The organism is Delftia sp. DS1230, assembly GCF_040112715.1.
Classification (GTDB): domain Bacteria; phylum Pseudomonadota; class Gammaproteobacteria; order Burkholderiales; family Burkholderiaceae_C; genus Comamonas; species Comamonas tsuruhatensis.
This window is the reverse complement of the sequence record NZ_CP157763.1, coordinates 1,465,606-1,489,928: the sequence shown is the minus strand read 5'-3', so window position 1 is coordinate 1,489,928 and position 24,323 is coordinate 1,465,606. Positions and strand designations below refer to the sequence as shown.

Sequence of the window (24,323 nt, the reverse complement as noted above, 5' to 3'; positions counted from 1 at the left end):
GCGGCCGCCGGCTGGCACCCCGGTGTTTACCCAAAGGCCCGGGGTGCCGCGACGGCGGCGCTGCCAGGCACGGCTCAGCTGTGGCCCGGCGCCCGGTTCAGCAGATGCGTGCGCTGGTCGGCGCTCAGCGACAGGTAGCGCTCGTAGTGGCGCAGGATGTCGGCGATGACTTCCTCGCTGCGCAGGTACTGGATGTCGTGGCCCAGGCGGCCGTCCTCGAAGAACGTGATGGGCTCGTAGACATGGCGGCGCTCCTGCTCGTTGGCCGCCTCGCTCACCAGGAAGGTGGGCACCGTGCGGCGCGTGGCGCGCACGCCGTAGACGAAGTCGCGCAGCGAGGGATCGGGCACGGTCAGGCGCACGGCGCCCTCGCCGTCCAGGTCCTCGGTGACCACCGCCTCGACGCCGCGCTTGTGCATTTCGGCTGCCACCTCGTTCATGGCGGGCAGCACCACGCCGGCCAGGAACCTGCGCACATCGGTGCGCGAGGGCTGGTGCACGATCTGCTCCAGGCGCTTGCGCCAGTGCTGGCCGCTCCAGAAGCTGGTGGCCGGAGCCAGGTCGGGCGAGAAGTGCGCGCGGTCGGCCAGCAGGCCGCGCCACAGCCCGTAGCACAGCGCCAGCATGATGACGGCCACCGGCAGGGCCGCCACCAGGGTCATGGCCTGCAGTGCCTTGAGGCCGCCGGCCAGCATCAGCACCATGGCCGTCGCGCCCAGCACGGCAGCCCAGAACAGCCGCTGCCAGACCGGCGAACGCGCATGGCCGCGCGAGGCGATGTTGTCCACCACGAAGGCCCCGGAGTCCGCCGAGGTGACGAAGAACACCGCGATGAGCACGATGGTGAGCCAGGCCACGGGCTTGAACCAGGGCAGGTACTCGAAGAAGCGGAACAGCAGCGCATCCACGTTCGAGGCCGTCTGCCCCAACGCGCCCATGGCCACGTGGGTGTCTATCCAGATGGCGCTGTTGCCGAAGGCCGTCATCCACAGCAGGTTGAAGGCCGTGGGCACCAGCAGCACGCCGGTCACGAACTGGCGGATGGTGCGCCCGCGCGAGATGCGTGCGATGAACATGCCCACGAAGGGCGACCAGGAGATCCACCAGGCCCAGTAGAGGATGGTCCAGCCGCCGAACCAGCCTTCCTGGCTGGGCGGCTCGTAGGCAAAGGTGCGGAACGACAGCTGCACCAGGCCAGACACGTAGTTGCCGATGTTCTCGCTCAGCGCCTCGAACAGGAAGACCGTGGGCCCGGCGACGATGACGAAGGCCAGCAGGATGAAGGCCAGCATGAGGTTGAACTCGCTCAGGCGCCGCACCCCTTTGTCCAGGCCCGAGACGGCCGACAGCCCGGCCAGGCAGACCACGATGACGATGACCGCGATGCGGAAAGCCGCCGCAGAGGTGTCCCAGCCCGTGAGGGTGTGCAGGCCGGCGGCCAGCTGCAGCGCGCCGTAGCCCAGCGTGGTGGCGATACCCGCGATGGTGCCCACCAGCGCGAAGGCATCCACGCTGTGGCCGATGGGGCCGTTGATGCGCTTGCCCAGCAGCGGGTACAGGCCCGAGCGCATGGTCAGCGGCAGGTTGTAGCGAAAGCCGAAGTAGGCCAGCACCAGGCCCATGGTCCCGTAGACGGCCCAGGCATGGAAGCCCCAGTGGAAGAAGGTGGACTGCAGGGCCTCGCGCGCGGCGGCCGGCGTGGAAGGCACGGCCGTGGGCGGCTTGAGGAAATGCTGCAGCGGCTCGCCCACGCCGAAGTACATCAGGCCGATGCCCATGCCGGCGGCGAACAGCATGGCGGTCCAGGAGATGAAGCTGAACTCGGGCTCCGCATCATCGGGACCCAGGCGGATATCACCGAAACGGCTGGACGCGACGAAGATCAGAAAGACCAGGAACAGCGTGACCGAGACGGCATAGAACCAGTCCATGTGCCCCACCACCCAGGCCTGGGCGCTGGAGAACAGCCGGTCGGCACTGTCGGGCATGAAGCCGCAGTACAGCAGCAGCAGGCCCAGCACCAGCAGGGAAGGAATGACGACGGGGCCCGAGAACGTGATGCGCGGTGCAGGCTCTGCAGGCGATGGCGTGGCCGCCTGCGGCGCATCCGGTGGCGGAGCTGCCGGTGGCGCCGTGCGGGGATCGGTGTTCATGTCTGGCATAGACCCTCTCTCTCTTGTGATCAATGGTGTGCCCGGGAACCGATTCGCAATGGTGGCGGCCTTGCCCTTGTGGGGCGGGCCGCGTTCCCTGCTCGGGGTATGTCCGCCGGGCAAAGGCCGCAAGTATCGTGACTCTTCGCGTCTGCCCGCGTCGGACGCAGGCCCTGAAGGCTTCCGTTTTGCTGACGTGATGCCTTCAGGCCAGGTCAGCCGGCCAGCTTGGCCACCACGGCCGGGGCGATGACGCGGTGCGCCGGCGCCACGCCCAGCATGTAGATACGGCCCAAGGCATTGTGCACATGGACCACGGTGGACATGGCGGCGGTGAAGGTGGCGGACGGCGTGCCCTCGGGGCCGGGCAGCCGCATGAGGGAGACCTGCACGTCCAGGTGCCGGTCGCTGTCGCCCAGCACCACCTCGCTGTCGCTCAGCGCATGGATGCGGAAGATGCCGGCGCGGTCGCCCACGCGGTAGCTGGACGCGGCGCGCTGCGCGTCCACGCCGCTGAGCGTGCCCAGGTCCTTGATGCCGAAGGGCGCCACCACGCGGTTGCGCAGGCGCATCAGAAAGTCGATCCAGCCCGGCGTGCGGCCCACGCAGCGCAGGTACAGCGCCATGGGGCTGCTGCCGTCGTCCGGCAATTGCAGTTGGTAGCTGTCGTGGAAATAGGCGGTCTTGAGGCGGTCCTGCAGGGCGCTGCCCGCGGGAACCGGGGAGAGGATGACTTGTGCCATGGAGCGGAGGGTGATGAAAAAAGGGGGCGGTCCTGCAGCCATCATAGGCCGCAGGGCCGCCCCCTTGTCAGGGCGCCATCAACGCTGCATCAGCGCTTGTCGCCCACCTTGATGCGGGCGTTGGGAGCCTCGCCGAACATCTCGGGCGCATACAGTGCCTCCACCCGCGTGGGCGGCAGCGCGAAGTCGCCGGCATTGTTCAGCCGCACGGTGTACTCCACGCGCGTATTGCCCTTGGGCAGGTACTGGTAGTAGGCACGGTAGGCCTCGAAGCTGCGCTCTTCATAAGCCAGCCAGCCCGCGCCTTCTGCGCGCTCGCCGCCCGAGGCGATCTCCGAGTCGCGCCCCAGACCGCCGCCCAGGATGGTGGCGCCCGTGGGCACGGGGTCGGTGATGGCCACCCAGGTCATGTCGGTGCGGGCCTGCACCTCCAGCGTGACGCGCAGCACGTCGCCGCGCGAGTACTGGCCTGCGGGCAGGCTCTTGTCGGCCTGCTCCACGGGCTTGACCGTGCGCGTGACGGTGTAGCCGGCGCTGAACGGCGCCTTCAGCTGCACGGCCGCCACAGACTGCAGCGTGAGCCAGGGCTTGCCGGTGCCCTGCTGGGTCACCGTCAGCTGGCCCTTGCGGGCCTCGCCCACCGCGCTCCAGGGCAGGAACATGGTGTTGTTGCGCAGGCCGCCGACCACCGTGGTCGCGCCGAAGCTGGACGCCTGGTGCGCCGCGCCCTCGCTGTCGCTGGCGCGCATGCGCGTGACCTGGCTCCACTCCACGCGGGCCTGGGACGCGCCCAAAGCCGCCTGGGTGGCGCCCGTCACGGGCGTGGCCTCGAACTGCTGCGAGAAGCGCTGCAGTGCCAGCGCCCCCCACAGGTTGGCCGTGGTCGTGCCCCAGGCACCGTTGCTCTGGCGCGAGATGAAGCCGTTGGCCAGGCGCGGCAGCTCTTCCTTCCACGTCGGGTCGTCCATGTTGACCAGCATCAGGCGGGCCAGGTTGACCTCGGGGCCCTGCATCAGCCACCACCACTGGTCGTCCTGCTCGTTGCTGAAGGCCACGCGCGTGCCCTGGTAGCTCAGGCGGGCGCGCAGGATCTGCTGGGCCTGGGCCAGCTGCTGTTCGCGCTGGGGCAGCTCGCGCATGTGCTTGAGCAGGGCCACCCAGTCGATGACGGCATGCGTGGGCCAGTCGTTGGGCGCGATGGTGATGCTGTCGAGCATGCGCGGATTGGCGCGGCCCGTCAGCGCCAGCGCCTGGATGGCGGCCAGCTTGCGCATGTCCAGGTCCTTGCGAGGGCTCCAGAAGCTGCGCTGGATGCGGCCTTCGACGAAGGCGATCAGGCCGTTTTCCATGCGCTCGCGCTCGGCCGCCGGCAGCACGAAGCGCTTGTCCACGCCCTGTGCCAGTGCCGAGAGGTTGAGCAGGTGGGCCGTCAGCGTATCGCTGCCGCGGGCCGCACGGCCCGAGCCGTCGCCGGCCAGCGGGAAGTAGCTGGCCAGGCCGTCGCTGTCCAGGTAGCTGGGCAGCTGTCCCATGGTGGACTGCCACAGCGTGGCGTCGCTCATGCCCACGGCCTTGCTGGTGACCTGCTCCAGGCAGCTGTAGGGATAGCGCGCCCACCAGTCGCGCACGCCCGGCAGGCCTTCGGCCAGCTTGGGCGCCAGCGACATGCGCAGGCCGCCGCGGCCGGCCAGCGCGTCGGCCGGCAGCTGCACGGGCAGGTTGACGCTGCCATCGACCTGCATCAGCGTGCCCTGCTGCACCGTCAGCGGCACGGCCGGGATGATGCGCTGGCTGACCTTCAGCCTGTCGCTGGCCGGCTTGTCGCCGCCTGCGGTGTCGCGGGCCTCGATCTCCCAGATCAGCGCCTCGGCGCGCGTCTGGCCCAGCTGGGCCGGGGCCGTGACGTTCCAGGCGACCTCGCGCGCCTCGCCCGCGGGAATCTCCACGGTCTGCGCTGCCAGCTCCAGCAGCGTGGCACGCGGCGTGACCTGCACCTTCATGGCCTTGGCCGAGGTGTTGCGCAGCGTGACCATGGCACGGAACTGGTCCTCCTCGCGCACCAGCGGCGGCAGGCCGCTGATGATCTGCAGGTCCTGGGCCGTGCGGATGGGCGCCTGGCCCGTGCCGAACATCGACACGCCATGGTCGGCCACCGCCACCACCTGGAAGGTGGTCAGCGAGTCGTTGAGCGGCACGCTGACCTGGGCCTTGCCCTGGGCGTCCAACACCACGCTCGGATTCCACAGCAGCAGCGTCTCGAACAGCTCGCGCGTCTGGCTGCGGCCACCGCCGCCGCCAGCGGCCACGGCCTTGCGGCCGTAGTGGCGCCTGCCGATCACCTCCATCTGCGCGGTCGAGGTCTGCACGCCCCACTCGCGGCGGCGCAGCATGGCGTCGGCCAGCTGCCAGCTGGTGTTGGGCATGAGCTCCAGCAGGGCCTGGTCCACGACCGCCAGGGCCACCTCGGCGCCAGCGGCGGGCTTGCCGTCGGGCAGCGTGGCGCTGATGGTGACCTTGGCGGTGCCGCGCACCTGGTAGCTGGCCTGGTCGGCCGTGACCTTGACGTCGATGCGATGGGCCTTGGTGCCCACGCGGATCTCGGCCATGCCCAGGCGGTAGGCGGGCTTGGACAGATCGACCAGGGCCGTGGGCGCGATGTATTCCTTGCCCTCGTGCCAGAAGGCGTTCCACCATTCGCGCGGCGCCTTGAAGCCCCAGGTGAAGAAGCTGTACCAGGGCACCTCGCGCAGCCGCCCGCGCAGGGCCAGCACGCTCACGTAGACGTTGGGCCCCCAGTCGGGCTGGACCTTCAGCTCCACGGTGGGGTTCTGGCCATTGAGCTGCATGACCTGGGTGCTGACGATGCCTTCGCGCTCCACGGCGACCAGGGCCGTCGCATAGCGGAAGGGCATGCGCACCTGGAAGCGCGCGGTCTCGCCGGGCTCGTAGCTGCGCTTTTCGGGCAGCACGTCCATGCGGTCATGGTCCTCGCCGCCGAACCACAGTTCGCCCTGGCGCGTGACCCAGACGCTGGAGGCGGCCTGGGCGGGCCGGCCGTCCTTGTCGGAGGCGGTGACGATCAGCTCCACCTCGCCGGGCTGCGACAGCTGGGCCTCGCACTGCACCATGCCCTGGGCATCGCTGTTGCCCGTGCACACCGTGCCCATGGATTGGAGCGCGGTCTGGTTGTCGTAGCTGTAAAAGCCCCCCACCAGGCGCTTGCGGCTGCTGGTGGTGACGCGGGAGATGGCCTCCACCTTGACCGGCACGCCGGCCTGGGGCTTGCCGTCCACGCCCAGCGCCAGCGCCTGGAACTGCAGCTTGCGGCCCGTGGTGATCCAGCTTTCGGCGCGCACGCCGGCCACGATGGCCGCGGGCCACAGCATCTGCGTGCTGCGCAGGGTCTGCACCTCGCCATTGGGGTCGGCATAGGTGGCCTCGATCAGCAGCTCGCGCGGCTCGCGCAGCTTGGGCAGGTTCTCGATCTTGAGCTTGCCCAGTCCTTCACGGTCCAGCGTCACGGGCAGCTTGTCGGCCACCACCTTGCTGTCCTGGGAGGCTGTGGCCTCCTCGTCATCGCTCTGGCCCGTGTCCTGGGCGCTGCGCGGTGCCGAGAAGCTGAAGCCCTGCCAGTCGCTGCGGTCCATCCAGGTGGAGCGCACCAGGGCGGACACGCGCACCGGCAGGTTGGCGGCCGGCCCGCCGGAGACGTAGTTCACCTGCACCTGCACCGGCAGGCTGGAGACGCCGACCAGGGCCTGCTTGCCCTCGGGGCCCACGCGGCCTTCGAGCACGGGCAGGCGGAATTCCTCGACACGGAAGCTGCCCGTGCCGAAGCGGTTGCTGCGCCCGCGCGAGCCGTTGCCCTCGCCGCGCAGCTCCACGGAGTACGAACCCAGCTTGGCGCCCTTGGGCACGGAGAAGCTGTTTTCCGCACTCAGGCCGCCGGTGCCCGTGGAACGCCACTGCAGCGGCTGCGTGTACTGCTGGCCGCTGCCTTCGTGGGTGATGACCAGTTGCGTGGGCCGCTGCTCGGGCAGCGCAAAGCCGCCCTGCCCCTGGCCGATGCCGGTCTGGGTGCGCATCAGGTGCTTCATGGACACGGTCTCGCCGGCGCGCAGCAGCGTGCGGTCGAAGATGGTGTGGGCCACTTCGTCGCGCTGGGCGCTGCGGCTGGTGGGCACGTTGAAGCGCCAGGACTCGATGCCGCGCTGCCAGTCGCTCCAGGTGAAGGCCAGCTCCTGCTGGCCGTCCTTGCCCTGGGCGCGCGCGCTGACGAAGTAGGCCGGCGAGCGGTAGCCGACACCGCCCGTGCACTGGGGCGGCTCGGGCGACAGGCCGTCCAGGCGGGCCACGCCGCTGGCATCGGTGGTGGCCGAGGTCAGCACCTTGCCATTGCAGTCGGAGACCTGGACCCTGGCATTGGCCACGGCCTGGCCCTTGTCCAGCGTGGTGACCCAGGCGGCCGCGTTCTCGCGGCCGAGCTTGAAGTGCACGGACAGGTTGGTCACCAGGGCCGAGGTGCGCACATACATGCTGCGCGCCGAGCCGTAGCGCTCGTCGAGCAGCGACTGCCCCAGCAGCGGCGAGGCGATCTCGACCACATGAAAGCCCGGCGTGAGCGGAATGCCCACCACCTCGAAGGGGCGCGGATCGCCCTTGACGGGCTTGGGCAACTCCAGCGTCTTGACGTCGCCCTGGCCGGCCAGCAGCGACAGCATGCGCGTCTGCACATAGTCGCGGTTTTCGTTGTCGATCACGGGCGGCAGCGGGCCCTTGATGTCGCGCGAGGCGCGCTTGCGGTCCATGTCGGAGGACTCGTAGTCGGCCACGCGGCGCATCCAGGCGATGATCTCGGCATCGCTGCCGGGCTGCTTGGTGCTCACGCGGCTGGCATCCAGGGACCTGGTGGCCAGCTCGGACTCCACATTGCGCAGCGTCACGGGCAGCAGGGCCGGGCCGTCCGGGCCTTCGGCGTAGCGCTCGACGATGCCGAAGGGCGAGGCCGCGAACTTGGCCAGCGGCGGCAGCGCGCCCGTGGCCACCTGCAGCGGGAACATGTCGGCATTGCTCAGGCTGCGGCCTGCCGCGTCCTTGAACTGCGGAGGCAGCTCCACCGTGTAGCGCGCCTGGGCCTGCATGGTGGCCGGGAAGCTCAGGTTCTGCACCAGCGAATCCTCGCTGAGCTTTTCGCCGTATTCGCTGTCGATCACGGGCGCCACCTTGGAGGCGCCGCTGCTCAGGCGGATGCCCTCGGCCAGCTTGCGCGGCACGGGGGCATTGAAGCGCAGGCGCATGGGACGGATCGGCAGGCAGGCGGCCTGGGCGTTCTCGCGCTCGCAGCTGAACTCGGCGGCGAAGGGCTCGCGCACGCGGTACTCGAAGCGCTTGTCCTGGCGGCTGGCCACGCCGTTGGGCGTGGCAATGCCGGCGCCGAAGACCAGCTTCATGGTCGTGCCCGCCGTCAGGCGGCGGTTGCAGGCCAGCGTGGCGTACTGCAGCGGGTTCTTGGCAGCGGCCTTGTCCCAGCCGCGGTGCTTGAGCAGCTCGTCGCGCTCCTTGCCTTCGATCAGGCGCACGGGAATGCGCTCGCCCACGCCTTCGGCCGTGCACCACATGTGCTGCTGCAGGCTTTGCACGGTGGCCGGGCCCGACAGGCGCAGCGCGAAGTACTGCTCCTCGTCGATCTGTTCATAGGTGTCGGGAGCCATGTCCAGCACGGCCGGGCCGCCGGTCTGGAACTGGTAGCTGGCAGCGCCCGTCACGGCCGTGCCCGCAGGCGACTTGTAGCCGGCCACCAGCTGGGCCGTGCAGCGCACACCGGGCGGCAGGGCCTGCTTGAAGTCGAACACCCATTCGCGGTCGCTGTTCCAGCGGCCCGTGCCCTGGGTAGCCGCCGCATCGCTGCAGCTGAGCGTGACCGGCGCGGCCGCCTTGGGGTCGCCAAAGCGCACGGCCGTGCCATCGAACTGCACCACCACCTGCTCGACCTTGGCCACCTCTCCCTGCGGGCTGAACTGGCGCACGCCCACGGCCTGCGCCGCCAGCGCCGCCGATCCCAGCAGCAGGCCCAAACCCCACCGGCCCCAGGGCCGGCCGTGCGCCGGCGGACTCTGGAACCCCTTGATCGCTGTCGTGCGAAGCACCCCCATGGCAATCCCTTCTGTCGGGCTCAGATGGCCCGGTGTTTTCTTGGAATGAGCAGGCTTTCAGCGCTGCGGCGCGCGCCGTGCACGGTGCACAGGCTGCAAATGAAAAGCCCTGCGCTGCGGCAGGGCTCGGCGGCAAGGGCTGCAACGAGGCAGATGCCCGCCGCCCGCATGCGCCGAATGCAGGGCCGCATCCGCTGCGGCTGAAAACCACTGCGCGGGATGATACCGGCCCGCATCCGCTGCAGGCCCTGCTGCGGGTGCCCGGAACCGGGTCTGCGGTGTATCCATCTGTAAGACATCGGCGCACAAGGGCGTCATATATGTCTGATCACAAGGATTCGCGCCACACGCTGCGCTGCCAACCCCGGCGATGGCAGCACCAAGACACAGCGCTTGCCGGTTCACAGCGCCTGCCGGCCGCGGAGGCTGTCGCCCCGCAGTCCGCCTGTCTTACTGCGGCTGGAAGCCGCTGGTCTGGATGATGCGTTTCCAGACCTGGGTATAGGCCTGCTCGCGCTCGGCCAGCTGGGCGGGCGGCATGTGGCCCACGGTCAGGCCCAGGGCGGTGAGCTGCTCGTGCACATCGGGCTGCTTGAGCACGGTGGCCACGGCGGCGGAGAAGCGGTCGATGAAGGCCTGGGGCGTGCCGCGCGGCGCGTAGATGCCGTAGTAGGGCGTGTCCTCGAAGCCCTTGACGCCCTGCTCGGCCAGCGTGGGCACTTCGGGCATGGTGGCCTGGCGGCGCGTGCCCAGCACGCCGATCACGCGCAGCTTGCCGGCCTTGTGGTTTTCCATGAAGTCCTGCACCGAGGCGATGCCGGCCGGGATCTGGTTGCCCAGCATGTCGGCCAGCATGGGCGCGCTGCCCCGGTAGGGCGCGGCCACCAGGTCCAGCCTGTAGTGCTCGCCCAGCAGCCTGACCAGGAATTCCGGCGTGGACGCGGGCGCGGGTATGCCTATGCTGCCGCGCTTTGCGCCCTGGCGCACCCACTCCACATACTCGGCAAGGTTGCGCGCCGGCGTGCTGGCGGAGACCGCCAGCGCGTTCACGAAGGTGGCAAAGCCGGCCACGGGAACGAAGTCATGGGCCGGGTCGAAGCCCGGCTTCTTCACCACCTGGGGCAGGATGGAGATGGTGTGGTCATGCGTGAGGAACAGCGTGTGGCCATCGGCCGCAGCCGCCTTGAGCTGCTGCGCCGCGATCTGGCCGCCCGCGCCGGGGCGGTTGTCCACCAGCACCGTGGTGCCCAGCACGTCCTTGAGCCGGTCGGCCAGCAGGCGCGCGATGGCATCGGTGCCGCCGCCCGGCGGAAAGCCCACGAGGATGCGAATGGCCTGCCCCGGCTGGGCCCAGGCCAGCGGGGCCAGGGCGGACGAGGCGGCAACGGCGGTCACTGCGCCGGCGGCGCGCAGCGCCCCCGTCAGCAGTTGGCGGCGGGAGGATGTCATGGCGTGGCTCCGGCGAACGGGGGGATCAGCCCAGGCGCGCGTTCAGGCGTGCGTTCAAGCGCGCCTGGTGGCCTGCCAGCTGCTTGCGCACCTGGGCCGGCGCCGTGCCGCCCAGGGTGTTGCGCGCATTGAGCGAGCCTTCCAGGCTGAGCGCCTCGAAGACGTCGGCCTCGATGCCGGGATTGAAGGCCTGCAGTTCGGCCAGCGGCAGCTCGGTCAGGTCCACGCCCTTTTGCGAGGCCAGCTTGACGGCATGGGCCACGGTCTCGTGCGCGTCGCGGAAGGGCAGGCCCTTCTTGACCAGGTAGTCGGCCAGGTCGGTGGCCGTGGCGTAGCCCTTGAGAGCGGCGGCGCGCATGGCTTCGGCGTTGACGGTGATGCCGCCCTTCTTGCCGCCCGTGGCCGGATCGGCCTGGCCGCCGATCATCTCGGCGAAGATGCGCAGCGTGTCCTTCAGGGTGTCCACCGTGTCGAACAGCGGCTCCTTGTCTTCCTGGTTGTCCTTGTTGTAGGCCAGGGGCTGGCCCTTCATCAGGGTGATCAGGCCCATCAGGTGGCCGACCACGCGGCCGGTCTTGCCGCGTGCCAGCTCGGGCACGTCGGGGTTCTTCTTCTGCGGCATGATCGACGAGCCCGTGGTGAAGCGGTCGGCGATGCGGATGAAGCCGAAGTTCTGGCTCATCCAGATGATCAGCTCTTCGGACAGGCGGCTCACGTGCACCATGCACAGGCTGGCGGCCGAGGTGAATTCGATGGCGAAGTCGCGGTCGCTGACGCCGTCCAGCGAGTTCTGGCAGACGCCTTCCATGCCCAGCGTGCGGGCCACGCGCTCGCGGTCCAGCGGGTAGGTGGTGCCGGCCAGGGCGGCGCTGCCCAGCGGCAGCACGTTGACGCGGCGGCGCAGGTCCAGCATGCGCTCGGCGTCGCGCTTGAACATTTCCACATAGGCCAGCAGGTGGTGGGCAAAGCTCACGGGCTGGGCCACCTGCAGGTGGGTGAAGCCGGGCAGGATCACGTCCACATTCTTCTCGGCCACTTCGACCAGGGACAGCTGCAGCTCGCCCAGCAGTCCTTCGATCAGGTCGATCTCGCCGCGCAGCCACAGGCGCACGTCGGTGGCCACCTGGTCGTTGCGGCTGCGGCCCGTGTGCAGGCGCTTGCCGGCGTCGCCGACCAGCTGGGTCAGGCGGGCCTCGATGTTCAGGTGCACGTCTTCCAGGTCGAGCTTCCACTCGAACTGGCCGGACTCGATCTCCTGCGTGATCTGCGCCATGCCCTTGCGGATGGCTTCATGGTCGGCGGCGGCGATGATGCCCTGGGCCGCCAGCATCTCGGCATGCGCCAGGCTGCCCGTGATGTCGGCCTGCCACAGGCGCTTGTCGAAGAACACGCTGGAGGTATAGCGCTTGACCAGATCGCTCATCGGCTCTTCGAAGAGAGCGGACCAGGCCTGGGCCTTGGTATCGAGCTGGTTGTGCGAGGCGGACGTTGGTTGATTGGCAGACATGTGAGGACGCGATCTTCGATGGGGCTGTGCAGGCAGCGCAGGCGGCGGGCGGCATCGCCCCCCGGCGCAGGCAGGAAGCGAAGATTCTATCGACCTGGGCGGCGCCACGCCCGTGCAGGGGCCTACACGGGCCTGCATGGGCGTGCATGGGTGTGCATGGGCGGTGTGACCGCTGTGCAGGCCCGCCCGGCATGACCATAATCCGGGCATGCGGCGCGAACCCCACCCGCCGAAACACTACCTGCCGCCCCTTGCCGACCCAGCCGACCCCCACCACTGCCCCCCCGCCCCTGCCTGCGGCGCTGGTCTTTGACGCCTGCAACGTAGGCGTGGTGCTGCGCGCCGTGCTGTTTGTGCAGGCCGTGGTGGCAACGGCCTCGATGTTCGGTGCCGACTCGCCCCTGCAGTGGCTGCAGGGCATGGCCCTGCTGACCGGCGCCTGCCTGCCCGGCACGCTGGTCTGGCTGGTGGCCGCCTGCCTGCTCAAGCACCCGCTGCAGCGGCTGCCCGCCTCCGGCCAGTACGCGGCCGGCGTGCTGCTGGGCATGGCGGCCGGGCTGTATGCCTGCGCCATGCTGCACCTGGCCGGCGGCACCAGCGCCCCCTGGCTGGCCAGCGCCGTGTCCGGCGGACTGTTGGCAGCCCTGCTGGTCGCAGCCCTGGTGCTGCGCGCACGCGGCCACGCACCCGCCGACACGCAGGCGCGGCTGGCCGAGCTGCAGTCGCGCATACGCCCGCATTTCCTGTTCAACACGCTCAACAGCGCCATCGCCCTGGTGCGCGCCGAGCCCGCCAAGGCCGAGGCCCTGCTGGAGGACCTCAGCGACCTGTTCCGCTATGCGCTGGCCGAGCCGCACAGCACGACCACGCTGGCCGAGGAGATCGAGCTGGCCCAGCGCTACCTGGCCATCGAGCAGGTGCGCTTTGGCGAACGGCTGCAGGTGCGCTGGCAACTGGACCCTGCCGCCCACGGCGCCCTGCTGCCGCCGCTGCTGCTGCAGCCGCTGGTGGAAAACGCCATACGCCATGGCGTGGAGCCCAGCGCACGCGGCGGCAAGCTGCAGGTGCGCACCGAGCGCCGTGGCGATCTGGTGGAGGTGCGCATCACCAACACCCTGCCCTCCGAGATCGATTCCGCCAGCGCAGCCGGCACGCGCGGCAACGGCATTGCGCTGGCCAATGTGCGCGCCCGGCTGTCGCTGCTGCACGACCTGCAGGCCCACCTCACGGCGCGCACGCTCAACGGGCATTTCGTGGTGCGCATCAGCCTGCCGCTGGCACCGCCTGCCAGCCAACCCACGAAGGCTTTATCGAAGAAGAAGCACCATGCACATCCTGATCGTTGACGACGAAGCCCTGGCCCGCGCGCGGCTGCGCACCCTGCTGGCCGACGTGCAGGCATGCACGGGCAGCGGCCCGCACCAGGTCAGCGAGGCGGCGGACGCCCGCCAGGCCATGGCCGTGCTGCAGGCACCGGGCCCGCGCCCCGTGGAGCTGGCACTGCTGGACATCCACATGCCCGGCCAGGACGGCCTGGCCCTGGCCCATATGCTGCGCCGCCTGCCGCTGCCGCCTGCCGTGGTCTTCGTCACCGCCCATGCCGGCCACGCGGTCGAGGCCTTCGACCTGGATGCTGCCGACTACCTGACCAAGCCCGTGCGCCGCGAACGCCTGCAGCAGGCCCTGGCCAAGGCCGCGCGCACGGCCGCGCACCAGACGGCCGAACGCGACGGCGGCCCCGTGCTGCTGATACAGGACCGGGGCGCCACCGTGCGCCTGCCCCTGTCGGAGGTGCTCTACCTCAAGGCCGAACAGAAATACGTGACCGTGCGCACCGTGGGCCGCAGCTACATCCTCGACGGTGCACTGGCCGACCTGGAGGCCCGCCACGCCGATCACCTGCTGCGCGTGCACCGCAACGCGCTGGTGGCCCGCAGCGCCCTGCGCGCCCTGGAACGCCACGACGACCCCACCGAAGGCGAAGGCTGGGCCCTGCGCCTGCACGGCATCCCCGAACTGCTCATGGTCTCACGCCGCCAGCTCCCCCAGGTCCGCGCCGCCATCCGCGACGAAGGACAGCCCGGCTGACGATGAAAGGCGGAGGACAGCGCTCTGCGCCTAAAAGCGCGCCCCCAACACAAGCATGGCCCAACGCGAGGGACACCGAGCAAGGGCCTATGCCGGCCGCGCCGCCCCGCAGCGAGGGTGTCGTCCCCCTCCGCGAAGCGAGAAGGGGGAAGCCGCGAAGCGGCTCAGGGGGTCAAGCCATCTTTCTAGACAGATCCCACATCGCATCCACCAGCAGATCGATGTCCCGCGCGTCATGCCACAGGTGCGTGGACACGCGCACGCCGTAGTGGTCTGCCGCCGCGCCGATCACGGGGAAGTTGGAGTTGCGGATCACGAAGCCCTGCGGATAGTCGCTGAGCATGCGCGCCACGAAGGTCGAGGACTTGGTCCCGTTCATCACGTCGTCCTTGTTCTGGAACGGGTTGAAGCAGGTCAGCGCCGACAGCAGCTTGGGATCGTCCTTGGGCGAGTACAGCGAGTCCACGCCCCAGCGCTCGACGATCTTTTCCTTGAGGTAGGACGACAGCGTCAGGTCATAGGTCTCGATCTTCTTGCGGCCGATGCTGTCCCACTGCGCGCAGGCCTGGGCCAGCGCCATGAACATGGGCGTGTGCACGCTGCCGCAGGAAGTGACCGAGGCGGCGATGTCGTAGGTCTCCTTGGCCGTGGTCGTGCGCTCCAGCGCCGGGTAGGCGCTGGTGTGCACCGGGTACCACTTGGGCAGGGGCAGCGGGTTGGAGGCGCGGATCTTGTTGCGGATGATGAGGATGCCCGTGGAGCCCGGGCCGCACTGCCACTTGTGGCCCGCGCCCGACATGAAGTCCATGCCCAGCTCCGCATAGTTGTAGGCCATCATGCCCGGCAGGTGGGCGCCGTCCACGATGCTGATCAGGCCGTGCGCCTTGACCACGCCCATCAGGTCGGCAATGGGCAGCATGGTGCCGGTCTTGTAGGTGGGAGAGGACCACATCATGGCGCGCACGCGCTTGCCCTGGGCCTTGAGCGCGCGGATGCGCTCGTCGAACAGGTTCACGTAGGTGGCGGCCGTCTGGTTGTTGCCCACGGGCAGCGCAATGCGCGAGACCTCGATGCCGTAGCGGTCCTGGGCGATCTTCAGCGGCGTGTCGCCGCCGCCGTGCTCGTGGTTGGTGGTCACCACCACGTCGCCACGCTGCCAGTCGATGCCCAGGATGGCGTGGCACATGCCCGAGGAGGTGTTGGCCGAGAAGGCCAGCTCGTCGGCATCCACGCCAAAGCCCGGCGCCACCTGCTTGCGCAGGTCCAGCAGGTTGCTGTAGCCGTTGCCCGAGTCGGCGGCCTTCTTGCGGTTTTCGGTATCGAACACATCGAGCACCAGCTTGGGCATGGAGCCCGCCGTGCCGATGTTCATGTAGGTCTTCTCGGGCTTGAGGATGAACATGCTCTGCACGTCGGTCCAGAAGGCCTCGTCACGCATGAGCTGCTCGCGCAGCGCAGCGGCCGAGGTCTGGGCATTGCCGCTGCCGCAGGCAGCCAGCAGCGGCCCCAGCGTGGCTGCGCCGGTGCCGTAGCCCAGCATGCGCAGGAAGTCGCGGCGCTTGGAAGTCCAGCGCGCGGGATAGCCGGATTCGCCGGCGGCCGCAGTGGCGGTCAGGGATGTGGCCTGCTCGGCCGCGATCTGGGGGTGTCGTGCGTTCATGCGGTCCTCCTGTCGTTGCGCAAGCGGTCAGCGGCGGCCGACGATGGCCGAGATTTCGATCTTCACATCGCGCGGCAGGCGCGCCACCTCCACCGTGGCCCGAGCGGGGGCGCCGGTCTTGAAGTACTCGCCATAGACCTTGTTCATGGCGGCGAACTCGTTGAGGTCCTTCATGAAGACCGAGGTGGACAGCACATCCTCATAGCCCAGTCCCTGGGACTTGAGCTTGGCGCCGATGTGGTCCAGCACGGCGCGCGTCTGCTCCTCGATGGTCGTGCCCTGGATGGCCGTGCCCTGCGCGTTCAGCGGCAGCACGCCCGAGAAGTAGATCGTGTTGCCATGCGCCACCATCTGCGAATACGGGCCGATGGCCGGATAGATCTGCGTGGTGGACAGCACCTCGCGCTTGTGGGGCGCGGCGCAGCCCGCCAGCGTCGCTACCGCCGCCGCCACACCGCATGCCAGCGCCACGCGCCGCAGGTTCGATCGAATATCCATGGTATTGCCTTTCTGAAACAAGAATACAAACTGCCACTGCCGTGCCGCGCATTACTGCAACGGCGCCCCGGAAACACTTCGTCACCATTTAATTGGGTCATCGAAGGCGACATGAATCATTGACACAAAATGATTCGAATCAGTGATTTCACGGAGAAATTCTAGGCAGGGATCTGGAGCATTCGATAATGAATTTTCCCCTACGCACCACTACGCAGGACCGCTTGCGCAGTGCTACGCAGCAGGATAACTCTCTTCTGAAACAACGGCTTGGCACGGAACCTGCTCAACCGTAGCCAGGCATGTCAGACAGATGAGGGACGGCGCACCACAATACGGCAAAACCATTATTCAAGACCCCAAAAAGGGGACAACGCACCAAGAAAATGCATATCGGATTCCCTATGTCAATGGGATATTCTTTCGTGCGCGAAATATATTATCCATGGCATTTTCCTTGGGATATTCAAATTCCTTTTCCTGCGCGCGTGGATATGCAGCGCGCACAGGCTATTGGCAGATACGACGCCCGCCATTCAAGGTCCGCTGCCGGGCCCCGGCGCCATGCGCGCAAGCCCTGTTGACAAGGTCCGTGCACTGGGCGGAAAAGATCGTCGGTGCACCCCACACAGGCTCCCATGCAACTTCCGCTGAAACTTGCGCTTCTGTCGATTGCCGCCATCGCGCTGGCCCTGGGCCTGGTCGCGGTGACCGTGCAACACCAGACACTGGAGCTGGCCCGCCAGGAACGAGAGCTGGTCGAGACCGCCTACCTGCACAGCAAGGAGACCGAGCTGCGGCACTACGTGCAGCTGGCGACCACGGCGCTGGCGCGCATCCAGTCCAGCGGCGAGGAGCCATCCGTGCAGCGGCGCCAGGCGCTGGATACGCTGGCGCGCATGCAGTTCGGCGAGGACGGCTACTTCTTTGTCTACGACGAACACGGCAACGTGCTGCTGGATGCGCGGCAGATGGGCCTGTCGGGCGTGGACCTGTGCGATCCCAACAGCCCGGGCGGCGCAGGGCCCGCCAGGATCATCCTGGATGCCGCGCGCAGCGGCGGCGGCCTGGTGCGCTACCAGTGGCAAAAGCCGTCCTCGCTGCGTACCGAGGCCAAGCTCGCCTACGTGGCCACGGTCCCCGAATGGGGCTGGTCGCTGGGCACGGGCCTGTACCTGGACGATGTGGAGCAGGCGCTGCGCCAGATCGACGAAAGCGCCCAGGCCAATATCGCGGCCACGCGCTGGCGCATCTTCGGCATTGCGGCGCTGTGCATCGTGCTCATCGGCGTGGCGGGGCTGGCGTTCAATCTCAGCGACCACCGCGTGTCCAGCACCAAGCTGCAGCGCCTGGCCCAGCGCGTGGTGCATTCGCAGGAGGAAGAACGCACGCGCGTGGCGCGCGACCTGCATGACGGCGTGGTCCAGGTGCTGGTCTCGTCCAAGTTCCTGCTGGAGACGGCCCAGGCCCAGCTCAGGCGCCTGGCCGCACAGGACCCGGCCACGGCCCAGCGCATGGTGGACCAGGGACTGGAGCAGCTCAACCACGCGCTGGTGGAGATACGGCGCGTCTCCCACGGCCTGCGCCCCGCCCTGCTGGACGACCTGGGACTGGCCCCGGCCCTGGCACTGATGAGCCAGCAGATGCAGGCCGAGGACGGCCTGCGCATGCAGTTCGGCTGCCGGGGCGAGACCCGCTTTCTGCCGCCCAGCCACGCCACGGCCCTGTTCCGCGTGGCCCAGGAGGCCGTGACGAATGCGCAAAACCATGCGCAGGCCACGCGCATCGACGTCAGCCTGCACTTTCAGCGCCGCCGCGTGGTGCTGCAGGTCAGCGACGACGGCCAGGGCTTCGACATGCGCCGCGTGCAGCGCGACCGCCAGGGCGGCATCGGCCTGCGCAACATGCGCGAGCGCATCGAGGGCCTGGGCGGCCATCTGAGCATCAGCTCGGGCGCCCGGGGCACCCGGCTGGTCGCCGTGCTCTACCGCAGCGGCGGCATGCCGCTGTCTCCCTCACCGGAATTCGAACTCCCACAGGCCGCTGCATGAACCCCATGATCCGCATCCTCCTGGTGGACGACCACCCTCTCGTGCGCGACGGCGTGTCCATGCGCCTGCAGGCCACGGACCATATCCGTGTCGTGGGCGAGGCCGCCAGCGTGGACCAGGCCCTGCCGCTGGCCCGCGAGCTGTCGCCCGACCTGGTGGTGACCGACATCCGCATGCCGGGCGCCAGCGGCATCGACCTGGCCGCGCTGTTCCGCGATCAGTTCCCGCTGGTGCGCGTGCTGGTGCTGTCCATGCACGAGGACCCCGAATACGTGCGCCGCGCCGTGGCGCTGGGCGCGCGCGGCTATGTGCTCAAGGACGCGCCTGCGCAGCAGCTCATCGAGGCCATAGACCGGGTCTACGCCGGCGGCCTGTATTTCAGCCCCGGCCTGCAGCCCGTGGTCGAGGACGACGGCGCCGGTGCCGCCCCCCGGCGCGCCCTCACGCCGCGCGAGGCCAGCGTGCTGCAGTGGATCTCGGAGGGCCGCTCCAACAAGGAGATTGCGGCACTGATGGGCACCTCGGTGCGTACCGTGGAAACCCACCGGCTGCACCTGCGCCGCAAGCTGCGCATTGACGGCCATGCGGCCTTCATCAAGTACGCCGTGGACTATGCCGACCTGCTTGGCAGCACGCCCGTGCAGGCCGGTGCGGGATAGCCTGAAACGCCGCCCGCTCAGTGCGCGTGGGCCGCGCGGCTGACCACGGTGACCAGCACGATGCCCAGCATCAGCCAGCCCACCTGGGCCACGGTCTCGCGCGCGCTCAGGCGCTTTTGCAGCTGGGGAATCAGGTCGGCCAGCGCCACGTAGATGAAGCTGCTGGAGGCCACGGCCAGGAAGTACGGCAGCAGCTCCTGCAGCTGGCCGACCAGGAAATAGCCGCCAATGCCGCCCAGCGTGGTCACGGCCCCGGCCATGGACACCTTGATCAGGGCCACGCGCCGGTTGGAGCTGGACTGGCGCAGCACCACGATGTCGCCCATGTGGTGCGGCACCTCGTGGGCCAGCACCGACACCGCCGCGATCAGCCCCAGGCGCATGTCGGCCATGAAGGCGGAGGCGATCAGCACGCCATCGCCGAAGCAGTGCACGCTGTCGCCGGTCAGCACCGCCCAGCCGCCGTGGCGGTGGCCATGATGGTGGCCATGGGAATGGTCATGGGCGTGGCCCTGGTGATCGTGATGCTCGTGGTGATCGTGCTCATGGGCCGGCGGCGCGCCGTGCTCATGCCCGTGGTGCCACAGCTCGGCCTTGGACAGCAGGAAAAAGAACACCAGGCCCACCAGCAGCGTGACGAACAGGTCGTGCGCGCCGGCCTCGCTCTCGAAGGCTTCGGGCAAGAGGTGCATGAAGGCCGTGGCCAGCAGCGCGCCCGCCGCCAGGCTCAACAGCCGCTGCGGCATCATGCCCGGCGAGCGGTTGCCTCCCAGCCCCATCAACAACGCGGCCACCCAGACGCTGCCAATACCGGCGGCCAGGGTGGCCAGAATGATTGCTACCAATGTCATAGCGATTTGTGCTTCAACCGTATGCCCTTGCAGGCGAAACCCGCGAATTCTCGCAGAAAGACCGGCCCCATCGCAGCCGTGGCCTGCGATCCCATGAAGGAAGCAGGCCACGGTGTCGGGTGCCCTCGGTTTCAGCCTACAGAAGCTGTCAAGCCCCCCCAGCGCAAAAAAGCTCAGGGCGCGACGCCGTTCTTGTTGAACCAGGCCAGCATTTTTTGCCAACCGTCGCGCGCAGCCTGCTCGCGGTAGCTGGGCCGGTAGTCGGCATGGAAGGCGTGTGGCGCCTCCGGGTAGATCACGAACTCCGAGGCCTTGGCCGCTGCCGAGCCCTGCTTGAGCGCCTCGCGCATGCGCTCCACGGATTCCAGCGGAATGCCCGTGTCCTGCCCGCCATACAGGCCCAGCACCGGCGCCTTGAGGCTGGAGACCAGCTCCAGCGGATGGCGTGGCTGCAGCGCGGTCTTGGCGCCTTCCAGCCGGCCGTACCAGGCCACGCCGGCCTTGACCGGGCCATGGGCCGCATACAGCCAGGTGATGCGCCCGCCCCAGCAAAAGCCCGTGATGGCCACGCGCGCCGTATCGCCGCCCTGCGTGCCCGCCCATTGCACGGCGCCGTCCAGGTCGGCCATGACCTGTTCGTCGGGCACCTTGGAGACCAGCTCGCTCATGAGCTTGGCGATCTCGGTATAGGTCTTGGGATCGCCCTGGCGCGCATACAGATCGGGGGCGATGGCCAGGTAGCCGGCACGCGCCAGGCGGCGGCAGGTGTCGGCAATGTATTCGTGCACGCCGAAGATCTCGGAGATCACCAGCACCACGGGCACATTCTTCTTGCCGGCGGGTGCGGCGCGGTAGGCCGGCACCTTGAAGCCGTTCACGGTGAAATGCACCTCGCCGGCCGTCAGGCCGTCGGCCGGCGTGGAGATGGCGGTCTGCGCCATCAGCGGCGTGGCCGCGGCGGCATAGCCCAGGCCCAGGGCCGTCTGCAATGCCAGGCGCCGCGTGGGCCCCTCTTCGCTGCTGCGCCCCGGAACCAGGGCCTTCAGGTCTTGCTGCTGATCGTCACGCATGCATCTCTCCTTGGTGGTGGTTGAGAACCGGCCAAGTCTACGATGCGCGCGTGATGCTCAATGTGCCTTGTCCCAGTTGGGGCCGACGCCCACTTCGGCGAGCAAGGGAACCTTCAGTTCCGCCACGCCGGCCATCAGGCGCGGGATCTCGGTGCGCACCCAGTCCGACTCGCCTTCGGGCAGCTCGAACACCAGTTCGTCGTGCACCTGCATGATGACGCGGACCTCGGACTGCCTGGCATCGAGCTCGGCCTGCACCGCCACCATGGCCTTCTTGATCAGGTCGGCCGCCGTGCCCTGCATGGGCGCGTTGATGGCCTGGCGCTCGGCCGCCTTCTTGCGCGGGCCGCTGCCGCCGTTGATGTCCACCAGGTACAGGCGGCGGCCGAAGACGGTTTCCACGTAGCCGTGGTCGCGCGCGAATTCCACCGTCTCGTCCATGTAGCGCTTGACGCCTGGATAGCGCTGGAAATAGCGGTCGATGTAGGCGGCAGCAGCCTTGGTCTCTATGCCCAGGTTCTTGGCCAGGCCAAAGCTGCTCATGCCGTAGATCAGCCCGAAGTTGATGACCTTGGCATAGCGGCGCTGCTCGCTGCTGACCTGCTCCAGCTCCACGTTGAAGACTTCCGATGCCGTGGCCCGGTGCACGTCGCGGCCTTCGTGGAAGGCGCGCAGCAGCGACTCGTCGCCCGACAGGTGGGCCATGATGCGCAGCTCGATCTGCGAGTAGTCGGCGCTGGCGATCACATGGCCGGGCGCGGCAATGAAGGCCTCGCGCACGCGCCGGCCTTCGGGCGTGCGGATGGGGATGTTCTGCAGGTTGGGGTCGTTGCTGGACAGGCGCCCCGTCACGGCCACGGCCTGGGCGTAGTGCGTGTGCACCCGGCCCGTGCGCGGCAGCGCCAGCTGGGCCAGCTTGTCGGTATAGGTGCCCTTGAGCTTGGACAGGCTGCGGTGCTCCAGCAGCTTGGCGGGCAGCGGATAGTCCTCGGCCAGCTTCTCCAGCACCTCTTCGTCGGTGCTGCGTGCGCCGGTGGCCGTCTTCTTGACCACGGGCATGCCCAGCTTGTCGAAGAAGATTTCGCCGAGCTGCTTGGGGCTGGCCAGGTTGAAGGGCTGGCCCGCGATGTCGTAGGCCTCCTGCTCCAGCTGCACGATGCGCTGGCCCAGATCGTTGCTCTGCCTGGCCAGCGTGGCGGCATCGATGAGCACGCCGTTGCGCTCTATGCGGAACAGGGCCTCGCTGGTGGCGATCTCCAGCTCGTAGATGCCGCGCAGGCCGTCGTGCGCCTGCAGCTGCGGCCACAGCACGCGGTGCACGTCCAGGGTCTGGTCGGCATCCTCGCAGGCATAGGCGGCAGCCTTGTCCACGGGCACCTGGGCGAACGGGATCTGGTGGGCGCCCTTGCCGCACAGGTCTTCATAGCTGATGCCCGTGCGGTTGGTGTGGCGCAGCGCCAGGCTGGCCAGGCCGTGCGGGCGGTGCACTTCCAGCACATAGCTTTGCAGCATGGTGTCGTGCACATAACCGTGCACCTCGATGCCGGCATTGGCGAAGACATGGCGGTCGTACTTGACGTGCTGGCCCAGCTTGGGCCGGGCGGCATCCTCCAGCCAGGGCTTGAGGCGCTGCAGCACCTCGTCGGCCGGCAGTTGCTCGGGCGCGTCGGGGCCGGCATGGCGCAGGGGGATGTAGGCAGCGGCGCCGGGCTCCACGCTCAGCGAGATGCCGACGATCTCGGCACGCATCTCGTCCAGCGAGGTGGTTTCGGTATCCAGGGCCGTGAGTTCGGCGGCGTTGATCTTGGCCAGCCACTGGTCGAACGCTTCCCAGGTCAGCACCACGTCGTAGTCCAGCGCACGCTGCTGGGCGGTCTCGGCCTCGGCGGTGGCGTCGTCGGATTCGGCCTGCTCCTGGGCAAACATGTCGCCCGTGGACTGGTCGGCACGCGGCTTGGCCGCGGGCTTGCGGCCGGCCTTGACGGCTTGCAGCGCATCGGGCTCGGGCGCGGCACCGCCGAGCATGCGTGCCAGCCCCTTGAAGCCGTAGCGCTCATAGAACTCGCGCAGCGGCGCGGTATCGGGCTCGCGCGGCGCCAGCGCGTCGAGCACGGGCAGGGTGGGCACTTCGGCGCTCAGGTCGCAGTCGGTCTTCATGGTGACCAGCTGGCGGCTCAGCGCCAGCTGGCCCGAGGCGATGGCATCGCGCAGGTTCTGGCCAGCCACGCCCTTGATGCCGTCGGCCGCAGCGATCAGGCCGTCGAGCGAGCCGTGCTCGGCCAGCCACTTGACGGCCGTCTTGGGGCCGACCTTGGCAACGCCGGGCACGTTGTCCACGGCATCGCCGACCAGCGCCTGGTAGTCGATCATCTGCGCAGGCGGCACGCCGAACTCGGCCGTCACGCCGGCCACGTCGCGGCGCTTGCCGCTCATGGTGTCCATCACCATGATGTGGGGATCCACCAGCTGGGACAGGTCCTTGTCTCCACTGGAGATGACCACGTTCACGCCCTGGGCGGCGGCCGTCTTGGCCAGGGTGCCGATCACGTCGTCGGCCTCCACGCCCTGGATGGCCAGCACGGGCCAGCCCATCAGGCGGACCACTTCGTGGATGGGCTCGATCTGCGAGCGCAGATCGTCGGGCATGGGCGAGCGGTGCGCCTTGTATTCGGGATAGAGCGCATCGCGGAAGGTGGGGCCGCTGGCGTCGAACACGCAGACCGCGTAGTCGGCCGCCACTTCCTTGCGGATCGCCTGGAGCATGTTGATCATGCCGCGGATGGCGCCCGTGGCGGGGCTTTCCGGGTTGCCGGGCTCGGCGCGCAGATCCGGCATGGCGTGGTAGGCGCGGTAGAGGTAGCTGGAGCCGTCGATCAGCACCAGGGTCTTGGAATTGCTCATGCGCCGATTGTGCACGCGCCGGCAGGGGGACAGGGCGGGACAGGGCCCGCCGCAAGACCTACAATGGAGCCCATGCGCGCCGCTCCACTTCTCATCCTCCTGAGCCTGGCCGCCAGCCCCGTGCTGGCCCAGAACCCCACGCCTGCCCCGGCTGCCTCCACCGCCCCCGCGGCGGCGACCGCCGGGCAGACCGCGCCGGACACGGCCAGGCCCGAGGCCCGCGACCGAAGCAACCAGCGCGTGGAACGCATCCATGTGGAAGACGAAGGCAGCCGCGTTGACGAACTGCGCGTGGGCGGCCAGACCCGAAGCATCACCGTGCAGCCCAAGGTCGGCGACATGCCCTCCTATGAGGTGCAGTCCAACGACGGCGCCCGCTCCTCCCGCAACCGCGGCGATGGCGACGGCACCAACGGCACGCGCGTCTGGAACCTCAAGAAGTTCTGATCCTCACCGGACTGTCCGGGCCCCGGGCCCGGCGGCATCCCAGGGGGCAGCACCTGACGGCGCTGCCCTCTTTCCATATCTGACGACAACGATT

15 protein-coding genes are annotated in these 24,323 nt (G+C 68.9%); 5 read left to right on the top strand and 10 right to left on the bottom strand.

What is annotated here, in order from left to right; translation table 11 throughout:
• Nucleotides 1-74 precede the first annotated feature (74 nt).
• The 5 genes from AAN986_RS06680 to argH form a co-directional block, all read right to left on the bottom strand.
• Nucleotides 75-2,162 (bottom strand): BCCT family transporter, encoded by a 2,088-nt coding sequence (locus AAN986_RS06680; RefSeq protein WP_047217400.1) that lies wholly within the window; start codon nucleotides 2,160-2,162, stop codon nucleotides 75-77.
• Between the two features lie 206 nt (nucleotides 2,163-2,368).
• Nucleotides 2,369-2,896, bottom strand: a complete 528-nt coding sequence (locus tag AAN986_RS06675) for a DUF2867 domain-containing protein (protein ID WP_047217423.1) — start codon at nucleotides 2,894-2,896, stop codon at nucleotides 2,369-2,371.
• Between the two features lie 89 nt (nucleotides 2,897-2,985).
• Nucleotides 2,986-9,048, bottom strand: a complete 6,063-nt coding sequence (locus AAN986_RS06670) for an MG2 domain-containing protein (protein ID WP_047217401.1) — start codon at nucleotides 9,046-9,048, stop codon at nucleotides 2,986-2,988.
• Nucleotides 9,049-9,498: 450 nt separating this feature from the next.
• Nucleotides 9,499-10,497: a Bug family tripartite tricarboxylate transporter substrate binding protein gene (locus tag AAN986_RS06665; protein ID WP_016451125.1), complete on the bottom strand. Its 999-nt coding sequence runs from the start codon at nucleotides 10,495-10,497 to the stop codon at nucleotides 9,499-9,501.
• Nucleotides 10,498-10,522: 25 nt separating this feature from the next.
• Nucleotides 10,523-12,004, bottom strand: a complete 1,482-nt coding sequence (gene argH / locus AAN986_RS06660; protein ID WP_016445811.1) for an argininosuccinate lyase — start codon at nucleotides 12,002-12,004, stop codon at nucleotides 10,523-10,525.
• A 191-nt stretch (nucleotides 12,005-12,195) separates the two neighbouring features.
• On the opposite strand from argH, the gene AAN986_RS06655 reads away from it, so the two are divergent.
• Both AAN986_RS06655 and AAN986_RS06650 read left to right on the top strand, forming a co-directional pair.
• On the top strand, nucleotides 12,196-13,350 hold the full coding sequence (locus tag AAN986_RS06655) for a histidine kinase (protein WP_026062438.1): 1,155 nt from the start codon (nucleotides 12,196-12,198) through the stop codon (nucleotides 13,348-13,350).
• Complete coding sequence (locus AAN986_RS06650; RefSeq protein ID WP_047217424.1) at nucleotides 13,331-14,092, top strand: LytTR family DNA-binding domain-containing protein; 762 nt, start codon at nucleotides 13,331-13,333, stop codon at nucleotides 14,090-14,092. The genes AAN986_RS06655 and AAN986_RS06650 overlap by 20 nt, the downstream gene beginning before the upstream one ends.
• Before the next feature lie 172 nt (nucleotides 14,093-14,264).
• Here AAN986_RS06650 and AAN986_RS06645 read toward each other — a convergent pair whose 3' ends face one another.
• Both AAN986_RS06645 and AAN986_RS06640 read right to left on the bottom strand, forming a co-directional pair.
• A complete protein-coding gene (locus AAN986_RS06645; RefSeq protein ID WP_016451122.1) occupies nucleotides 14,265-15,752 on the bottom strand; it encodes an aminotransferase class V-fold PLP-dependent enzyme in 1,488 nt (495 codons plus the stop codon).
• Nucleotides 15,753-15,779: 27 nt separating this feature from the next.
• Complete coding sequence (locus AAN986_RS06640; RefSeq protein WP_016445807.1) at nucleotides 15,780-16,250, bottom strand: Rid family detoxifying hydrolase; 471 nt, start codon at nucleotides 16,248-16,250, stop codon at nucleotides 15,780-15,782.
• A gap of 638 nt (nucleotides 16,251-16,888) precedes the next feature.
• On the opposite strand from AAN986_RS06640, the gene AAN986_RS06635 reads away from it, so the two are divergent.
• Both AAN986_RS06635 and AAN986_RS06630 read left to right on the top strand, forming a co-directional pair.
• A complete protein-coding gene (locus AAN986_RS06635) occupies nucleotides 16,889-18,301 on the top strand; it encodes a cache domain-containing protein (protein ID WP_016445806.1) in 1,413 nt (470 codons plus the stop codon).
• Nucleotides 18,298-18,960: a response regulator transcription factor gene (locus AAN986_RS06630; protein WP_047217402.1), complete on the top strand. Its 663-nt coding sequence runs from the start codon at nucleotides 18,298-18,300 to the stop codon at nucleotides 18,958-18,960. The genes AAN986_RS06635 and AAN986_RS06630 overlap by 4 nt, the downstream gene beginning before the upstream one ends.
• Before the next feature lie 17 nt (nucleotides 18,961-18,977).
• On the opposite strand, the gene AAN986_RS06625 is transcribed toward AAN986_RS06630, so the two are convergent.
• The 3 genes from AAN986_RS06625 to polA form a co-directional block, all read right to left on the bottom strand.
• The gene (locus AAN986_RS06625; protein WP_016445804.1) at nucleotides 18,978-19,811 is read right to left on the bottom strand and encodes a ZIP family metal transporter; all 834 of its coding nucleotides are present in this window, start codon (nucleotides 19,809-19,811) and stop codon (nucleotides 18,978-18,980) included.
• Between the two features lie 173 nt (nucleotides 19,812-19,984).
• Nucleotides 19,985-20,881 (bottom strand): dienelactone hydrolase family protein, encoded by an 897-nt coding sequence (locus AAN986_RS06620; protein WP_047217403.1) that lies wholly within the window; start codon nucleotides 20,879-20,881, stop codon nucleotides 19,985-19,987.
• Between the two features lie 57 nt (nucleotides 20,882-20,938).
• The gene (polA, locus tag AAN986_RS06615; protein ID WP_016451119.1) at nucleotides 20,939-23,782 is read right to left on the bottom strand and encodes a DNA polymerase I; all 2,844 of its coding nucleotides are present in this window, start codon (nucleotides 23,780-23,782) and stop codon (nucleotides 20,939-20,941) included.
• Between the two features lie 72 nt (nucleotides 23,783-23,854).
• On the opposite strand from polA, the gene AAN986_RS06610 reads away from it, so the two are divergent.
• Nucleotides 23,855-24,229, top strand: coding sequence for a hypothetical protein (locus tag AAN986_RS06610; protein WP_016451118.1), 375 nt, complete (start codon nucleotides 23,855-23,857; stop codon nucleotides 24,227-24,229).
• The last annotated feature ends 94 nt before the right edge of the window (nucleotides 24,230-24,323 follow it).

What these genes read in the sequence shown, in the direction of transcription:
- AAN986_RS06645 (WP_016451122.1), bottom strand. Translation starts at nt 15,752, where the DNA reads ATGAACGCACGACACCCCCAGATCGCGGCCGAGCAGGCCACATCCCTG.
- AAN986_RS06655 (WP_026062438.1), top strand. Translation starts at nt 12,196, where the DNA reads ATGACCATAATCCGGGCATGCGGCGCGAACCCCACCCGCCGAAACACT.
- polA (WP_016451119.1), bottom strand. Translation starts at nt 23,782, where the DNA reads ATGAGCAATTCCAAGACCCTGGTGCTGATCGACGGCTCCAGCTACCTC.
- AAN986_RS06670 (WP_047217401.1), bottom strand. Translation starts at nt 9,048, where the DNA reads ATGGGGGTGCTTCGCACGACAGCGATCAAGGGGTTCCAGAGTCCGCCG.
- argH (WP_016445811.1), bottom strand. Translation starts at nt 12,004, where the DNA reads ATGTCTGCCAATCAACCAACGTCCGCCTCGCACAACCAGCTCGATACC.
- AAN986_RS06640 (WP_016445807.1), bottom strand. Translation starts at nt 16,250, where the DNA reads ATGGATATTCGATCGAACCTGCGGCGCGTGGCGCTGGCATGCGGTGTG.
- AAN986_RS06625 (WP_016445804.1), bottom strand. Translation starts at nt 19,811, where the DNA reads ATGACATTGGTAGCAATCATTCTGGCCACCCTGGCCGCCGGTATTGGC.
- AAN986_RS06620 (WP_047217403.1), bottom strand. Translation starts at nt 20,881, where the DNA reads ATGCGTGACGATCAGCAGCAAGACCTGAAGGCCCTGGTTCCGGGGCGC.
- AAN986_RS06675 (WP_047217423.1), bottom strand. Translation starts at nt 2,896, where the DNA reads ATGGCACAAGTCATCCTCTCCCCGGTTCCCGCGGGCAGCGCCCTGCAG.
- AAN986_RS06665 (WP_016451125.1), bottom strand. Translation starts at nt 10,497, where the DNA reads ATGACATCCTCCCGCCGCCAACTGCTGACGGGGGCGCTGCGCGCCGCC.
- AAN986_RS06635 (WP_016445806.1), top strand. Translation starts at nt 16,889, where the DNA reads ATGCAACTTCCGCTGAAACTTGCGCTTCTGTCGATTGCCGCCATCGCG.
- AAN986_RS06680 (WP_047217400.1), bottom strand. Translation starts at nt 2,162, where the DNA reads ATGCCAGACATGAACACCGATCCCCGCACGGCGCCACCGGCAGCTCCG.
- AAN986_RS06610 (WP_016451118.1), top strand. Translation starts at nt 23,855, where the DNA reads ATGCGCGCCGCTCCACTTCTCATCCTCCTGAGCCTGGCCGCCAGCCCC.
- AAN986_RS06650 (WP_047217424.1), top strand. Translation starts at nt 13,331, where the DNA reads ATGCACATCCTGATCGTTGACGACGAAGCCCTGGCCCGCGCGCGGCTG.
- AAN986_RS06630 (WP_047217402.1), top strand. Translation starts at nt 18,298, where the DNA reads ATGAACCCCATGATCCGCATCCTCCTGGTGGACGACCACCCTCTCGTG.